We start from the raw sequence: 17,141 nt of genomic DNA, 5'->3' as shown, positions 1-17,141 counted from the left end.
GCAGGGTGATTTGTATTATTAGTGTTTAGTATTAAACCCATGCTGTTAGAGCATGGGTTTTCTTTTGTCCGAAACGTTCAATTGTCAATTTAATGTCAATTGTATCAATAGTGGCATCTCCCTAACCGGGAGTGGCTATACTTATTTCAGAGCCGGGACATTCAGTATCTACCCCTAAAGAACTGACTCTTCGCTTGTAATACCAAAAAACTGAGTAGGGGAATGACGTATAACCTCCTTCCATGCGCCATTCTCCTCCTGTTTCCTAAGAGTAAGTCTTATAACTAGTTTGAATGAATGAGTGGAATTGCACTCATTCGGTCAATTTTAATGTGTCATTTCCCACCCATTTTAAACGACCTAAAAATCAATATCTTACATCGATCGTGTTAAGTGGTTGTTATTTATTGGTTATTTTTTATGGCGCGAGTTGGCTTGGTAGTTGCTCTATAGAAAACATGCAGTTCCCATTGATGGGCTGTTTTGTTTACTAAGGAGAATAATAATGTTTAAGCCTCTTACCTTGCTGTCTGTATCTGCTCTTGCCTTAACCAGCTTTAACGCTGCTGCTAACTGTGATCCAGGTGAGATCGTGATTAAATTCAGTCACGTAACCAATACCGATAAGCACCCGAAAGGCATCGCTGCTTCGTTACTTGAAGAGCGAGTAAACACTGAGATGAATGGCAAGGCTTGTATGCAAGTTTTCCCTAACTCGACGTTATACGATGATAATAAAGTTCTGGAAGCCCTTTTAAACGGTGATGTTCAAATGGCGGCACCTTCGCTGTCTAAATTTGAAAAATTCACTAAGAAATACCGCATTTTTGACCTTCCATTTTTATTTGAAGACGTAGAAGCGGTCGACCGTTTCCAAAACTCTGAGTCTGGTGAAAAACTGAAGAATGCAATGAAACGCCGCGGCTTGAAAGGGCTGGCTTTCTGGCATAACGGTATGAAGCAAATGTCTGCGAACAAGCCACTTCTAAACCCTGAAGATGCGAAAGATCTTAAGTTCCGCGTACAAGCTTCTGACGTATTAGTTGCGCAGTTTGAGCAACTTGGTGCGAACCCTCAGAAAATGTCCTTTAAAGAAGTTTACGGTGGTCTACAAACCAAGGTTATCGACGGACAAGAGAACACTTGGTCAAACATCTACGGTAAGAAATTCTTTGAAGTACAAGACGGTGTAACAGAAACCAACCACGGTATTCTTGATTACCTAGTCGTAACTTCAAACGACTTCTGGAAGAAGCTACCTGACGACGTACGTACTCAGCTAGATACAATCGTGAAAGAAGTATCTGCAACTCGTAATGCTGAATCTTCGAAAGTTAACCTTGCGAATAAAAACAACATCATCGAAGCCGGTGGTGAAGTTCGTACGCTTACTCCAGTGCAACGTCAAGCATGGGTAACTGCGCTTCAGCCAGTCTGGAAGAAGTTTGAAAAAGATATCGGTTCAGATCTTATTGAAGCGGCTCTAGCTTCAAATAAATAACACAGCAAAAGGAGTGGTGCCTCCTCACCACCACTCCTTATTCCCCCGTTACTCCCAAAATAAAAACGATAAGTGGAGCTTTTATGGAAACCCCTCAGATGGAAGAACAGTCTTTATTTTCCAAAGTCGGAAAGTTTACCGATGCAATTGAAGAGTCCTTGATTGCATTTTTCCTAGGCGCAATGACGCTACTTACTTTTGCCAATGTGATTTTTCGTTATGCGTTTAACGACAATATCCTGTGGGCGTTAGAGCTTACCGTTTTCATGTTTGCATGGATGGTTTTAGTCGGCGCTTCCTACGGTGTGAAAAAACATTTTCATATTGGTGTCGATGTCATCATTAATCTCGCCCCAGAACAGCTGAGAAAAGTCTATGCCATTATCGCTGTGACAAGTTGCCTTGCATTCTCTGTTCTGTTGCTAATTGGCTCTTGGAACTATTGGTATCCATTTGCGACTGAACGCGCATGGTATGAAACCGATGATATTCCGATGCCTGAGATGCTTCAGTTTTTTTCTGATTGGCTAAATGAAGGCGAAAGGTATGAAAAACTGCCTAGGTTTATCCCCTATATGGCGCTACCAATTGGCATGGCCTTGCTGACGTTTAGGTTCGTTCAAATCGCTTACCAAATTTTCACTGGAAAACTGGATCGCATGATTGCCGGACATGAAGCGGAAGAAGATCTAGAGGCTCTGAAAGCAGAAGTGATTGCAGGGAGTGAAGAAGATGCGGTGGCACCTCTGACGGGAGTGACCGGAAAAGATGACAAGGTTTCACAAAAATCAACGGGCAAGGAAGACTAAACCATGGCTATGTTATTTCTCTTTTTAATGGTTATTGCTTTCATGTTGGTGGGTGTACCGATCGCAATCTCCTTAGGTTTATCAAGCATACTATTTTTGTTGATGCACTCTGATGCCTCATTGGCTTCAGTGGCACAAACCCTTTTCAATGCTTTTGCAGGGCACTACACCTTACTGGCTATTCCGTTCTTTATTTTGGCGTCTAGTTTCATGTCTACTGGCGGTGTCGCGAAGCGTATTATCCGTTTTGCTATCGCAATGGTAGGTTGGTTCCGCGGTGGACTTGCAATGGCGTCAGTGGTGGCGTGTATGATGTTCGCTGCGCTGTCCGGCTCTTCTCCTGCAACAGTAGTGGCGATTGGTAGTATCGTAATTGCGGGCATGATTAAGAATGGCTATTCAAAAGAATTTGCCGCTGGGGTGATTTGTAACGCAGGTACTTTGGGCATTTTGATTCCACCGTCGATTGTAATGGTGGTGTATGCCGCTGCTACAGATGTCTCGGTAGGTCGTATGTTCCTTGGTGGTGTGATCCCTGGTTTACTCGCTGGGGTGATGCTGATGATCGCTATCTACATTGCAGCGCGCATTAAGAAGATTCCAGCACAGCCGTTTGTTGGTTGGGGCGAGATGTTCGCAGCCGCGAAAGATGCGAGTTGGGGCTTATTGCTGATTGTGATTATCCTAGGTGGTATCTATGGCGGAATATTTACTCCGACAGAGGCGGCAGCGGTAGCAGCAGTCTATGCATTCTTTATCGCTAACTTTATCTACAAAGATATGGGGCCGTTTGCAGATAAAGAAAACAAGAAGCCTGTGTTAGTAAAAATGGTACAAACCTTTGTTCATAAAGACACCAAGGACACGCTTTATGACGCGGGTAAATTGACGATCATGCTGTTGTTTATCATTGCTAATGCTCTGATTTTAAAACACGTTTTAACTGAGGAACGCATACCGCAAATGATCACCGAATCCATGCTGTCTGCTGGGTTAGGGCCAATCACCTTCTTGATTGTGGTGAACGTACTGCTGCTGATTGGTGGGCAGTTCATGGAGCCATCTGGCTTATTGATCATTGTCGCGCCACTGGTATTCCCAATCGCAATTGCACTGGGAATCGATCCAATTCACCTTGGTATCATGATGGTAGTGAATATGGAGATTGGAATGATCACCCCTCCGGTCGGGCTCAACCTATTTGTTACCGCCGGGGTTGCGAAAATGTCGATGATGAATGTGGTTAAGGCGGCGTTGCCTTGGGTGGGCGTTATGTTCTTATTCTTGTTAATCGTGACGTATGTACCATGGGTATCCACTTGGTTGCCAACGACCTTGATGGGACCGGAAATCATTACTAAGTAATCTTGGTTTCACCCTATTATAAAAAAGCCCCGGCATAACTTTTGCCGGGGCGAAAAGTGCAGTAAATGTGTTAACTTAAATTCCGTATTTTACTTTGATAGGGTTGCAGACCAAGGCATACTTCTCTTGTGCAGCCTCTGCGCTTTTAAATTCAATCATGGCTTCCGAATAGCCCATCGCCACTCCAAACTCTTCCATGATCTTTGGGTCTTCCATTAAAGAAACCGAGCTGTCTGTCGTCAGTTCTACCATATAAGAACCAAAATCAGATTGTGCATCAATGCCAGCCGCCCAACCTAAGCAGTGGGCCAAGTCTTGGGTCGGGAATTCGTCAAAACTTTCCGACGCATGACTATTTACAGAAGTCAGTGCAGCAATAGATATTAGTAGGGATAGTGATTTTCTCATCGTGTACTCATCAAGGTTAAAGTTTGGTTTCGCCTAAAGTACGGTGCGTAGCGTGAATGAAATGTGAAGATATCTTGCGAACACCTAGAACTTCTCACTATGTCATGATCGTTGTTCTATAGTTAAAAAGAGCCACATACTGCAGATGGAGAGTTGAAAATGGAAAGGTATCAACACTCAATACCGGAACTGTTTAAACAATTAGGTTTAGGTAGTTCAAAGCAAGAAATTGAAGGTTTCATTATGGAGAACAGTGGTATGGCTGCCGGTGTTGCAATCCATGAAGCTGAGTTTTGGTCTGCATCACAAGCTGAGTTTCTTAAACAAGCGATTGATGAAGATGCCGATTGGGCAGAAATTGTGGATCAACTTGACGCAATGCTTCACCACTAACATCGCTTATCTTAAAAATCGTAGCCGATTCGCCACGTTTTTTAAGATAAGTTGATTGGGGTGAACCCTAATTAGTCAGATTTGTAATTACACTTGTCCAGTCCATAACGCTGCATTTTGTCATACAGGGTTTTTCTCGCGACTTGCAGTTTTTCCATCGTGCCTTTAATGCTGCCATGACAATCAATGAGGGCTTGTTCTACGGTGCTTTTTTCGAATTCAGCGACTTGATCCGCGAGCGATAGTCCTTCCGCCATTGGTTGAGCATTTTCGGATAATTGTACGAGCTTACCAAGTAAAACGTATCGCTCAGCGGTATTTCGTAACTCTCTCACGTTTCCTGGCCAGTCGTGGCTCAGCAGCGTATGTAACTCGTTAGAGGGAAGCGATGTGGCGGCTTTGCCATAACGTGCTGCAGCCACTAAAAGGAAATGATGGAAAAGGGCAGGTATATCTTCTTTCCGGCTTCTTAGTGGAGGTAAATCTAAAGTCACGACGTTAAGGCGATAATAGAGGTCTTGCCTAAAAGTGCCTTCGAGTGCCGCTTGTTTTAGATCGACTTTGGTTGCTGCAATGACTCGAATATCAAGTGGTAAAAGTTGGTTAGAACCCACTCTTTCAATCACTCGCTCTTGCAGTACTCGCAGCAGTTTAATTTGAGCTTGCATCGGCATAGATTCAATTTCATCGAGGAATAATGTTCCGCCTTGAGCGTATTCAAATTTTCCGATGCGAGACGTATCAGCCCCAGTGAACGCGCCTTTTTCATGGCCGTAAAGCTCGCTTTCAATTAGGTTTTCAGGCACCGCTCCACAGTTCACGGCCACAAAGTTTTGTTCACGACGGGGGCTTTGTTCATGAAGAGAGCGGGCAATGAGTTCTTTACCAGTACCAGTCTCACCAAACAGTAAGATGTCTGCAGAAGTATCGGCGATATGTGAAATGGTATCTCGCAATTCTTGGATACAAGGGGTTTCACCTATGATACGTGGCCCTAATGTTTGGGTTGCTTTAAGTGTGCGTTTAAGTTGTTCATTTTCAAGGGTGAGTTGGCGTTTCTCAATGGCTCGTTTGGTGGTTTCAATGAGTCTTTCAGGCGCAAAAGGTTTTTCGATAAAATCATAAGCGCCATCATGCATCGCACTCACTGCCATCGATATGTCGCCGTGACCTGTAATCATGATCACTGGTATATCGGCATGTTTGTGCTTAACGGTGCTAAGAAGATTTTGGCCCGACAGCCCTGGTAAGCAAATATCCGTAATGATGACGCTAGGTAAAACGTCGGTTTGCATGGCGACTAAAGCGTCTTCGGCACTTGAGAAAAAACGGGCTTCAATTTCAGCGAGTTCGAAACTTTGCTCAATTGCTAGACTTAAGTCCGTTTCATCGTCAATGAAGAAAACTTGGCTCATACCGGTTCCTTTCTATGTTATTGGTTTTGTTCTGTATGGCTTGTTAATGTAGGTAAGGTCACGGTAAACCTCGCGCCACCTAACGGGCTGCTTTCTGTGGTCAAACTGCCATTCATACTGCTCATGATTTGCGATGAAATGGACAGCCCTAACCCGAGCCCGTCTTTTTTGGTCGTAAAAAATGGCTCGAATAAGTTGTCGATTTCTTGATTGGTTAGGCCTTCTCCATTGTCATCTATATGGATAAGCACGCGCTCTGGTTTTGACTCTATGGATAAACTCAGAGTTTTATTGTCGCGTGTGTCGACGGCTTGAATGGCGTTTGTCAGAAGGTTAATCAAAACTTGTTCAAGCTGAATAGGGTTAACCAAAACAGCAACACTATCGATATTGGATAATTCGTGATGGTAGTCCACTCTTTGAGTTTTAATTTGTGGCGCAATCAACTCATTAACGGAATGCAAAATCGGTAATAGCGCGACTTCAACTAAGTCGGAGCTAGCGGATTTTTTTGCGAAAGATTTGAGCTGCAAGCTGATCTTAGCCATGCGCTCAGTTAACGAGGAGATCCGAGTAAAATTCTCTTCAACGCGGTCGTATTTTTCTTTCGCTAGGAATAACTTCCCATTTTCAGCAAAGCTTCGAATGGCGGCGAGCGGGTTATTCAGTTCATGGCTGATGCTGGCAGACATTTGACCTAGTACCGCCAGCTTAGCCGCTTGAATCAGATCGTCTTGCGTTTTCCTTAGCGTATCTTCGGTTTTTGTCCGTTGCTCGATTTCGACATGCAGTTCTGAGGTTCGCTCCATCACCAAAAATTCTAGTTTTTGCTTGGCTTCTGACTGAAGTTGCTCAATGTGCCGGTGTTTTTGTTTGCGATGATGCACGAGTTGAGTGAGTAGAAAAATGACGGCGAATACTAGCGTGAGAATCACGATATAGGCGATAAGGTCCCACCACACCAGATGCTTAGGCGATAACACTCGGATTGTAAGTGGTAAGGTATCCAATGAACGTGATGACATGACGAAGCCATCACTGCCTAGCGAGCTTTGTTGAGACATCATCGTAGGGGAGGCGTTGACATCACCACGAAGGTTTAAGCTGGTGATCTCAGTATCTAGATATTGGCGGTTATCACGAATGAATTGTTTTCTTTCATTGCTGAGTGGCTGAAGGCTTTTGAACAGCCAGTTAGAGTTACTCGACATGAAAATGACATGATCGGGGTCACTGGCGACAAAATAACTTTGCTTACCATGCCAGTTTTCTTCTATCGACGATAAATCCATTTTGACGACGACCACGCCAATGATTTCTGCGGCATAGGTGATCGGATAAGAGTAGTAATAGCCGCGCAAGCCTGAAGTCGAACCTAATGCGAAGTATTGGCTTACTCCCCCGACAATGGCTTCTTGGAAATAAGGACGAAACGCAAAATTACGACCTACGAAAGATCGCTCTTTATTCCAATTACTAGAAGCTATCGTTGTGCCATAGCGATCGATAAGGTACGTATCAGCAGCCTGAACAACGGAATTAACATGGGTAAGGTATCGGTTCGTTATCTCGATCTGTGCACTGTTGGTGGAGTTGCGTAGCGCGTCCACCAGTTCTTTATCTTGCGAAAGGAGCTCAGGTATGTGAGCAAATTTGTCGAGTTTATTGACGATGTGCTGAGAAAAACGGTCAAGCTGAGACGACTGTTGAGAAGTCAGTGAGCTAAAACTGAAATTCCATACCCATTTACCACCCAAAACTGCAAAGAGTGAATACAACAGTAGAAGCAACAGCGACAGGCGTTTAATTGGTGACATCCCTAAACCACTCTAAACCAAGAAAAACAGGAGCAAAACAAGAGGCGAAATTGATGAAATCGAAGCCAAATTTGCTATCGATAGGTTAAGGCTTTGTCAGGGGAATTGTTGAAAAAGTTATCGACTATGAGGACTAAAACAAGAGCAAGATCTCTTTTTAAGGTTTTTCGGAAAAAAAGCCCTCGATTCCCTTGAAAAAGTCGCTATTGTCCCCATTTCTGATGTGCTAAGTGACGATTTGATTGTTTTTGTATCACTTAGAGAAAGAATTTAGAGCATTCATCATCAAGCAGAGGTGAACGGCTCGACAGAGATTAAACAGATCGCTAGAATGTCGCGTCTAAAATTTCTGTCCTGAGGCTAATCGGAGATACCTTTCTTGTTTTCGAATCACATCGTGCTTCTTAAAGCAGGGCGAAAAAGATATCACTGATTAGTCTGGTGTTTGATTGAATTATCGTTCAGACATCAATGCTCAATTTTAAATTAAGTGTTCGGATAGAGCACTACACAAGGATGCAGCCAACAACGTCAGGCCAAGCTTATATTTCTAAGCAAACTCTACGTTACGGCTCATATGCTCAGATTCACTGAGCCAGTTTTGAGGTTTATATAATGCAAGTTACTGTTGAAACGCTAGAAGGCCTAGAGCGCCGTCTTAATATTACTGTTCCTGCTGCTAACATCGAAGATGCAGTTACAGCTGAACTACGCAACATCGCGAAAAACCGTCGTTTCGATGGTTTCCGTAAAGGCAAAGTGCCAATGAAGATGGTTGCTAAAATGTACGGCAAAGCAGTACGTCAAGACGTGATGGGCGAAGTAATGCAACGTCACTTCATCGAAGCGATCGTTAAAGAAAAAATCAACCCAGCTGGCGCACCAACTTTCGCACCAGTAGAAACTGAAGAAGGCAAAGATCTAGTATTCACTGCATCTTTCGAAGTTTACCCAGAAGTTGAACTGAAAGGTCTTGAGAACATCACTGTTGAAAAACCAGCAGTAGAAGTTAAAGAAGAAGACGTTGCTGAAATGATCGAAACTCTACGTAAGCAACAAGCTACGTGGACTGAAGTAGATGCAGCAGCTGAAGAAGGCTCTCGCGCAACTATCGATTTCGTTGGCTCTATCGACGGCGAAGAGTTCGAAGGCGGCAAAGCTGAGAACTTCCCTCTAGAAATGGGTGCTGGTCGCATGATCCCTGGTTTCGAAGACGGTATCGTTGGTAAAACAGCAGGTATGGAATTCGAAATCGACGTAAACTTCCCAGAAGATTACCACGCTGAAAACCTAAAAGGTAAAGCGGCTAAATTCTCTATCAAGATCAACAAAGTTGAAGCTCGTGAGCTTCCAGAGCTTAACGAAGAATTCGTTTCTAAGTTCGGCGCAACTGACGGTGTTGAAGGTCTTAAAGCTGAAGTTCGTAAGAACATGGAACGTGAGCTTAAGCAAGCTGTTAAAAACCGCATCAAAGAGCAAGCTCTTGACGGTCTAGTTAACGAAAACAACATCGACGTACCAGCTGCACTTATCGATCAAGAAATCGGTGTTCTACGTCAGCAAGCTGCACAACGTTTCGGTGGCAACACTGAAGCTGCTGATCAACTTCCACGTGAGTTGTTCGAAGAGCAAGCTAAGCGTCGCGTAGTTGTTGGCCTACTACTTGGTGAAGTAATCAAGTCAGAAGAGCTAAAAGCAGACGACGAGAAAGTTAAAGCTATCATCGAAGAGATGGCTACAGCATACGAAGATCCATCAGAAGTTATTGCTTACTACGAGCAAAACGAACAGATGATGAACAACATGCGCAACGTTGCTCTAGAAGAGCAAGCTATTGACGCAATCATTGCTAAAGCACAAGTTTCTGATAAAGAAGTTAGCTTCAACGAGCTAATGAATCAGCAACAACCTGCTTAATAAGCAATATCTTGCGTAGAAAAGTTGACTTAGCGTTAACTATTCTGCTAACAATGGTCCGTATGATTTTATCATCCGGGCCATTTATTTTAGGGACATAAGAATATGAGCTACCAAGAAAAAAACACAATGCCATCGATTATGGACGCGCTAGTTCCAATGGTGGTTGAACAAACTTCCCGTGGTGAACGTTCTTACGATATTTATTCTCGTCTATTAAAAGAACGCGTAATTTTCCTAACAGGTCAAGTCGAAGACCACATGGCAAATCTTGTCGTGGCTCAGCTACTTTTCCTAGAATCTGAAAATCCAGACAAAGATATTTTCCTATACATCAACTCGCCAGGTGGCAGCGTTACTGCTGGTATGTCTATTTACGACACAATGCAGTTCATTAAGCCAAACGTGAGCACAGTATGTATGGGCCAAGCTTGTTCAATGGGTGCTTTCCTACTTGCTGGTGGCGCAGAAGGTAAACGTTACGTTCTGCCTAACTCACGCGTTATGATTCACCAACCACTTGGTGGCTTCCAGGGGCAGGCTTCTGATATCCAAATTCATGCTCAAGAAATTCTAACGATCAAACAAAAGCTAAACAAATTGTTGGCTGAGCATACTGGTCAACCGTTAGAAGTTGTTGAACAAGACACGGATCGTGACAACTTTATGTCTGCAGAGCAGGCAGTAGAATACGGTTTGGTGGATGCAGTTCTTAATCATCGCGGTGAGTAATTGCTACGCAATTGTTTAACGCAAACTGATTAAAATTGATATACACTCAAATCATAGTGAGTAAAGGCTAAGAGGTTAGCGAATGACAGATAAAAGCAAAGAGGGTAGTAGTGGTAAACTGCTTTACTGCTCTTTCTGCGGCAAAAGCCAGCACGAAGTTCGCAAATTAATCGCAGGTCCTTCTGTTTACATTTGTGATGAATGTGTCGATCTTTGTAACGACATTATTCGTGAAGAAATCAAGGATGTTCTACCTAAAAAAGAATCGGAAGCGCTACCAACTCCGCGCCAGATTCGTGAACACCTTGATGACTATGTAATTGGCCAAGATTACGCGAAAAAAGTGCTAGCCGTAGCGGTATATAACCACTATAAGCGTTTACGTAATGGTGATACTACGAGTGACGGTGTTGAACTAGGTAAGAGTAATATCCTACTTATCGGTCCAACAGGTAGTGGTAAGACTCTACTTGCAGAAACACTAGCTCGTTTCCTAGATGTACCATTCACAATGGCTGATGCAACTACATTAACCGAAGCGGGTTATGTAGGTGAAGATGTAGAAAACATCATTCAAAAACTGCTTCAAAAATGTGACTACGACGTAGCGAAAGCAGAGCGTGGCATTGTTTACATCGATGAGATTGATAAGATTTCTCGTAAGGCTGAAAACCCATCAATTACCCGTGACGTTTCTGGTGAAGGTGTTCAACAAGCCCTTTTGAAGCTTGTTGAAGGCACTGTGGCTTCAGTTCCGCCTCAAGGTGGCCGTAAGCATCCACAGCAAGAATTCTTGCAAGTGGACACATCTAAAATCCTATTTATCTGTGGCGGTGCATTTGCTGGCCTAGATAAAGTGATTGAGCAACGTGTAGAGAAAGGTTCTGGTATCGGTTTTGGCGCTGAAGTGCGTTCAAAAGATGAAACTAAAACTATCGGTGAGCTATTCACTCAAGTAGAACCAGAAGATCTAGTGAAGTATGGTCTAATCCCAGAATTCATTGGTCGTCTGCCTGTGACTACGACACTGACTGAGCTTGACGAAGAAGCGCTGATTCAGATTCTATGTGAGCCAAAGAATGCACTGACCAAGCAATACGGCGCGTTATTTGATTTAGAAGATACTGAACTAGAATTCCGTGAAGATGCCCTTCGAGCGATCGCTAAGAAGGCGATGGAGCGTAAAACAGGTGCTCGTGGCCTACGGTCTATTTTGGAAGGTGTTCTACTTGAAACCATGTACGAGCTTCCATCTTCTACAGATGTAAGCAAAGTCGTTATTGATGAATCGGTAATTAATGGTGAGTCTGAACCTCTGTTGATTTACAGCAACTCGGACAATCAAGCTGCTGGCGCAGAATAAAAACATTCATAAAGTAAAAAGGAGGTAAGCAATTACCTCCTTTTTTTTATTCTTTCATTGAATCCAGTCGTTTAAGCCCCATATACTGCTTTATAAGTTAAAGCGGAAGAGAGAAAAATATGAACTTGGAACGTTCCGAGCGTATCGAGATCCCCGTACTGCCTCTACGTGATGTAGTGGTTTACCCACATATGGTAATTCCATTATTTGTTGGTCGCGAAAAATCAATTTCATGTCTAGAAACGGCAATGGAAACCAACAAGCAAGTACTGCTAGTCGCGCAGAAAGAAGCGGATACTGATGAGCCTTCAATTGACGACCTATTTGAAGTAGGTACTGTTGCAACCATTCTTCAGTTATTAAAGCTTCCAGACGGTACTGTTAAAGTCCTAGTTGAAGGCCAACAGCGTGCGAAAATTCATGAATTTAGAGAAAGTGAATTTTTCCTAGCGGATGCCGAATACGTAGTCACCTCAGAACTTGATGAAAAAGAACAAGAAGTGGTTGTCCGTAGTGCGATTAATCAATTTGAAGGCTTTATTAAGCTGAATAAGAAGATTCCGCCAGAAGTACTGACGTCCCTAAATGGTATCGATGAAGCCGCTCGCTTAGCGGACACCATTGCTGCTCATATGCCTCTGAAGCTAGCTGATAAACAGCACGTGTTAGAAATTCTAGATGTGACAGAGCGTCTTGAATTCCTAATGGGGCAGATGGAATCTGAAATTGACATCCTACAGGTTGAGAAACGTATCCGTGGGCGTGTTAAGAAACAAATGGAGAAATCTCAGCGCGAGTACTACCTGAATGAGCAGATGAAAGCGATTCAGAAAGAACTTGGTGATATGGATGATGCTCCAGACGAATTCGAGACTCTGAAGAAGAAGATCGAAGAGTCAAAAATGCCTCAAGAAGCTCGTGAGAAGACCGAGCAAGAACTGCAAAAACTGAAAATGATGTCGCCAATGTCTGCTGAAGCAACAGTAGTACGTAGCTACATTGATTGGATGGTTGGCGTCCCTTGGGCTAAGCGTTCAAAAGTTAAAAAGAATTTAGCGAAAGCGGAAGAGATCTTAAATGAAGATCACTACGGTTTAGAGCGAGTTAAAGAACGCATCCTTGAGTACTTGGCGGTTCAAAATCGCATTAATAAGCTAAAAGGTCCAATCCTTTGTCTTGTCGGTCCTCCTGGTGTTGGTAAAACCTCGCTAGGTCGTTCTATCGCAGCAGCTACAGGTCGTAAGTACACACGCATGGCGCTAGGTGGCGTTCGTGATGAAGCGGAAATTCGTGGTCACCGTCGTACCTACATTGGTTCTCTTCCGGGTAAGCTTATCCAGAAAATGTCTAAAGTTGGTGTTAAGAACCCACTGTTCCTATTGGATGAGATCGATAAGATGTCTTCTGATATGCGTGGCGACCCATCTTCAGCGCTTCTTGAGGTTCTCGACCCAGAGCAAAACAATGCATTTAATGATCACTACTTAGAAGTAGATTACGATCTGTCTGATGTAATGTTTGTTGCAACTTCAAACTCGATGGATATTCCAGGCCCATTACTGGACCGTATGGAAGTGATTCGCTTGTCTGGTTACACCGAAGACGAGAAGCTAAACATTGCGAAGCGCCATCTAGTGGACAAGCAAGTTCAGCGCAACGGTCTGAAGCCGCATGAGATTGAAATCGAAGATTCAGCGATCATCGGAATTATCCGTTACTACACGCGTGAAGCGGGTGTACGTAGCTTAGAGCGTGAAATTTCTAAGATCTGCCGTAAAGCAGTGAAGAATATCTTGCTTGATAAAGAGCTGAAATCTGTGACTGTTACGATGGAAAACCTAAAAGAGTACTTAGGTGTTCAACGTCATGACTTTGGTAAAGCGGATGAAAGCAACCGTATTGGTCAGGTGACTGGCTTAGCGTGGACTCAAGTAGGTGGCGATCTGTTAACCATTGAAACTGAGTCTATGCCGGGTAAAGGTAAACTGACGCAAACGGGGTCGCTTGGCGACGTAATGAAAGAATCGATTCAAGCTGCAATGACAGTGGTTCGTTCACGCGCTGAAAAGTTAGGTATCAACTCAGACTTCTACGAGAAACGTGATATTCACGTTCACGTTCCAGAAGGCGCTACACCAAAAGATGGCCCAAGTGCGGGTATCGCAATGTGTACTGCGCTTGTCTCTAGCTTAACGGGTAACCCGGTGAAAGCTGAGGTCGGTATGACGGGTGAAATTACCCTTCGTGGTGAAGTCTTACCTATCGGTGGCTTGAAAGAGAAGCTTCTAGCCGCTCACCGTGGTGGTATTAAAACGGTGTTGATTCCGAAGGATAATGAGCGTGATCTTGAAGAGATTCCTGATAACGTTATCGCTGATCTGAAAGTGATTCCAGTTCAATGGATCGATGAAGTACTTAAGGTTGCACTAGAGCAAGACCCGTCAGGGGTAGCTTTTGAAGCTAAAAAATAGTGATGTGTAGCAAAAATAAGTAAAGAATAACGCTGATAGGCTTAAAAAGGCTTGTCAGCGTTTTTTTTGGGAGCTAAGTTAATCCACTAAAGCTTCTAGCCCTTTTGTTACAAGGCTTGAAGCTGTTTTTAAACCACAATGGAACGAACAGTTACCTTAAAAAAATAATTACAGGTGACACAAAGGGGAAACACAGTGAATAAAACACAATTAGTAGAATCAATCGCAGAAAACGCAGACATCTCTAAAGCTTCAGCGGGTCGCGCTCTAGACGCATTCATTGAAGCGGTGGGTACTACTTTACAATCTGGTGACCAAGTAGCACTTGTTGGCTTCGGTACATTCAGTGTTCGTACTCGTGCTGCACGCACAGGTCGTAACCCTAAAACTGGTGAAGAAATCCAAATCGCTGAAGCTAAAGTACCAGGTTTCAAAGCTGGTAAAGCTCTGAAAGACGCTTGTAACTAAGATGCTTTCTTAACCGTTTGAAACATTGAGTTTCAATTTCAAGCGGTTTGTGCGTTAAGCACATCGAACTTTTTTAATTTATGCGCATCCTACTGATGCGCATTTCTTTTTCTGATATTATCGCGTGAATAGAATTTTATATTGAGGCTATGAGCTTCATTCCCGGAGAGCAGTTAAATTATGATGGATCGGTTACGCGAAGGCGTGAATAGCATCGCGGTAAAAATTATCCTTGGATTAATTATCCTTTCATTTGTTTTCGCTGGCGTTGGTAGCTACGTTACTGGCGGCAATAACGCGGCGGCGAAAGTTGGCAATACTGAAATCGGTCGTGGCGAATTTGAGCAAGCTTACCAAAACGAACGTAACCGCATGCAATCACAGCTAGGCGATTACTTCTCACAAATGCTTGCTGACCCAGCTTATGTTGAATCTTTCCGTAAATCAGTACTGGATCGTTTGATCAACGACCTTCTTCTTGAGCAGCATGCCGAGTCTCTTGGGCTACGAATCAGCGATGCTCAGATTCGTACTATGATTCTTGAAATGCCACAATTTCAAAATGATGGCAAATTTGATCAAGAAATCTACCAAGCAGCGTTGCGCCGTGCAGGTTTCAGTGCAGAAAGCTTTGCTGAGTATATGCGTCGTGATTTGGTTCGTAATCAATTAATTACTGCACTTCAAAGCAGTGACTTTGTCCTTCAAGGCGAAATTGATGCGCAAAGCAAATTAATTGCTCAAACTCGTGATATTCGCTCGATCACACTGTCGGTAGATGAGTTAGCGAAAAATATTGAGCTGACTGACGAAGAGATTGAGCAGTACTACAAGCAGAACCCTGCTGATTACACTCGTCCTGAGCAAGTAAAAGTGGCGTACATTGAATTGTCAGCAGAAGCGTTGAAAGCGAAAGCACAAATCTCTGATGAAGCGGTAGATGCATACTACCAAGAGCACTTAGATAAGTACTCTTCAGCTGAACAGCGTAAAGTGAGCCACATCTTAGTTCAAGGTGATGACGAAGCGAAAGCGCAAGCGATTCTGGATGAATTGAATGCAGGTGCTGACTTTGCAGCGCTGGCTGAAGAAAAATCTGATGACTTTGGTAGCGCAGACCTTGGTGGTGACCTTGGTTGGATTGAACGCGATGTTATGGACCCAACTTTTGAAGAAGCAGTATTTGCACTAGAAAAAGTGGGCGATACAACAGGTCTAGTTAAGTCTGAGTTTGGTTACCATATTATCAAACTTGACGAGCTTAAAGCGTCTCAAGCACAACCTCTAGCTGAAGTTGCTGCAGAGATTAAGAAAGAGCTTGTTGATCAATATGCGATTGACCAATTCTACGAGCTTCAGACTGAACTAGAGAAAGTAGCGTTTGAGTACCCTGATTCATTAGATGACTCTGCTGAAGCGATCAATGCGAAGATTCAAACAACTGACTTTGTCTCTACTGTAGATGCACCAGAAATCTTAAAGACTCCTTCTGTTACTCAAGCAATTCTAAGCCCTGAAGTAAAAGAGGACGGCCTTAATTCTGAAGTTATCGAAGTTGCTCCAGAGCATGTGATTGTAGTTCGTGTAGAAGACTCTCGTGACCAAATTGTTCTTCCGCTTGAAGAAGTGAAAGATCAAGTTGTGGCTGCACTATCTGCTGTAAAAGCGGAAGAGCAAGCTGTTGAGTTAGGTGTTTCTCTAGTCAACGAGCTTAAGGCTGGTAATGAAGCAGTTCTTGCGGATAATAATCTTGAGTTCACTGAGCTTGAGACTATTGACCGTAGCTCTCCACTAGCAGCTTCTGTATTTGCTCTAGCGAAGCCAGAAGAAGGTCAGGTTGTATTTGGCCAATCTAAAGGCCAAAGTGGCAATATCGTTGTGGTAGAGCTGTCTAAAGTTGAAGCTAAGATTGAGCCTGCTTACAGTGAACAAATTGGCGCTCAACTAGAGCGAGTAGGCAATCAACAAGATCTTACAAATGTACTTACAGTTCTACGTAAGAACGCAGATATTGAATACTTCGTTGTGAGTCAGTAAACACTCTTGTTGTAATTGATATGTATCTTTAAACGGGTCACTTTGGTGACCCGTTTTATTTTGTGTGTAAATGATTGTTGATTGAATTACTCGTTGATTACTCTCTCTTTCTAATCAGAAAACAGAGGGAATCAGAATGTATAAAATACTATTAGTGCTACTTCTATCTATATCGTCTATCACTCATGTTATGGCTGCAGATGCACCGACAAGAGAAGATAAATATCAAGGTATCGAGATAACCGTTAATATCAATACAGCTTCAGCGGAAGAGCTTGCCATTATGTTATTGGGTGTTGGCGAGAAAAAGGCTGAAGAGATAGTCACCTACCGTGAACATTATGGTGACTTTAAATTCGCGAGAGACTTGGTGAATGTGAAAGGTATCGGAGAAGCCACTGTCGAGAAGAACCTTGAGAGAATCAAGTTGTAGCAGTGGCTCCAG

14 protein-coding genes are annotated in these 17,141 nt (G+C 43.3%); 11 read left to right on the top strand and 3 right to left on the bottom strand.

Going from position 1 to position 17,141, the window contains the following annotated elements:
* Window positions 1-505 precede the first annotated feature (505 nt).
* From ACHUFI_RS06030 to ACHUFI_RS06020, 3 genes are all read left to right on the top strand, one after another.
* Window positions 506-1,501 (top strand): TRAP transporter substrate-binding protein, encoded by a 996-nt coding sequence (locus ACHUFI_RS06030; RefSeq protein ID WP_137355760.1) that lies wholly within the window; start codon window positions 506-508, stop codon window positions 1,499-1,501.
* Window positions 1,502-1,584: 83 nt separating this feature from the next.
* The gene (locus ACHUFI_RS06025) at window positions 1,585-2,310 is read left to right on the top strand and encodes a TRAP transporter small permease (protein ID WP_394247436.1); all 726 of its coding nucleotides are present in this window, start codon (window positions 1,585-1,587) and stop codon (window positions 2,308-2,310) included.
* Window positions 2,311-2,313: 3 nt separating this feature from the next.
* On the top strand, window positions 2,314-3,675 hold the full coding sequence (locus ACHUFI_RS06020) for a TRAP transporter large permease (RefSeq protein ID WP_394247435.1): 1,362 nt from the start codon (window positions 2,314-2,316) through the stop codon (window positions 3,673-3,675).
* Window positions 3,676-3,750: 75 nt separating this feature from the next.
* Here ACHUFI_RS06020 and ACHUFI_RS06015 read toward each other — a convergent pair whose 3' ends face one another.
* Window positions 3,751-4,083 (bottom strand): hypothetical protein, encoded by a 333-nt coding sequence (locus ACHUFI_RS06015; RefSeq protein WP_394247434.1) that lies wholly within the window; start codon window positions 4,081-4,083, stop codon window positions 3,751-3,753.
* 159 nt (window positions 4,084-4,242) lie between these two features.
* On the opposite strand from ACHUFI_RS06015, the gene ACHUFI_RS06010 reads away from it, so the two are divergent.
* The gene (locus ACHUFI_RS06010) at window positions 4,243-4,476 is read left to right on the top strand and encodes a DUF2789 family protein (protein ID WP_394247433.1); all 234 of its coding nucleotides are present in this window, start codon (window positions 4,243-4,245) and stop codon (window positions 4,474-4,476) included.
* Window positions 4,477-4,547: 71 nt separating this feature from the next.
* Here the strand turns inward: ACHUFI_RS06010 and ACHUFI_RS06005 are convergent, their stop codons facing one another.
* Window positions 4,548-5,891, bottom strand: coding sequence for a sigma-54-dependent transcriptional regulator (locus ACHUFI_RS06005; protein ID WP_394247432.1), 1,344 nt, complete (start codon window positions 5,889-5,891; stop codon window positions 4,548-4,550).
* 17 nt (window positions 5,892-5,908) lie between these two features.
* On the bottom strand, window positions 5,909-7,708 hold the full coding sequence (locus tag ACHUFI_RS06000) for a sensor histidine kinase (RefSeq protein ID WP_394247431.1): 1,800 nt from the start codon (window positions 7,706-7,708) through the stop codon (window positions 5,909-5,911).
* Window positions 7,709-8,323: 615 nt separating this feature from the next.
* Between ACHUFI_RS06000 and tig the strand changes: the two genes are divergently transcribed.
* From tig to ACHUFI_RS05965, 7 genes are all read left to right on the top strand, one after another.
* The gene (tig, locus tag ACHUFI_RS05995) at window positions 8,324-9,625 is read left to right on the top strand and encodes a trigger factor (protein ID WP_394247430.1); all 1,302 of its coding nucleotides are present in this window, start codon (window positions 8,324-8,326) and stop codon (window positions 9,623-9,625) included.
* A 105-nt stretch (window positions 9,626-9,730) separates the two neighbouring features.
* The gene (gene clpP / locus ACHUFI_RS05990; RefSeq protein ID WP_137355768.1) at window positions 9,731-10,357 is read left to right on the top strand and encodes an ATP-dependent Clp endopeptidase proteolytic subunit ClpP; all 627 of its coding nucleotides are present in this window, start codon (window positions 9,731-9,733) and stop codon (window positions 10,355-10,357) included.
* Between the two features lie 82 nt (window positions 10,358-10,439).
* A complete protein-coding gene (gene clpX, locus ACHUFI_RS05985) occupies window positions 10,440-11,720 on the top strand; it encodes an ATP-dependent protease ATP-binding subunit ClpX (protein WP_137355769.1) in 1,281 nt (426 codons plus the stop codon).
* Between the two features lie 119 nt (window positions 11,721-11,839).
* Window positions 11,840-14,191 (top strand): endopeptidase La, encoded by a 2,352-nt coding sequence (gene lon, locus ACHUFI_RS05980; RefSeq protein ID WP_394247429.1) that lies wholly within the window; start codon window positions 11,840-11,842, stop codon window positions 14,189-14,191.
* 174 nt (window positions 14,192-14,365) lie between these two features.
* Window positions 14,366-14,659, top strand: a complete 294-nt coding sequence (locus ACHUFI_RS05975; protein ID WP_257618954.1) for an HU family DNA-binding protein — start codon at window positions 14,366-14,368, stop codon at window positions 14,657-14,659.
* A gap of 180 nt (window positions 14,660-14,839) precedes the next feature.
* Window positions 14,840-16,696 carry a peptidylprolyl isomerase gene (gene ppiD / locus ACHUFI_RS05970; RefSeq protein WP_394247428.1) on the top strand — a complete coding sequence of 619 codons (1,857 nt, stop codon included), beginning with the start codon at window positions 14,840-14,842 and terminating at the stop codon, window positions 16,694-16,696.
* Between the two features lie 136 nt (window positions 16,697-16,832).
* Complete coding sequence (locus ACHUFI_RS05965; RefSeq protein ID WP_394247427.1) at window positions 16,833-17,129, top strand: ComEA family DNA-binding protein; 297 nt, start codon at window positions 16,833-16,835, stop codon at window positions 17,127-17,129.
* The last annotated feature ends 12 nt before the right edge of the window (window positions 17,130-17,141 follow it).

This window comes from Vibrio profundi, assembly GCF_043642225.1.
Taxonomy (GTDB): domain Bacteria; phylum Pseudomonadota; class Gammaproteobacteria; order Enterobacterales; family Vibrionaceae; genus Vibrio; species Vibrio profundi_A.
This window is presented reverse-complemented; position numbering and strand designations above follow the sequence as displayed.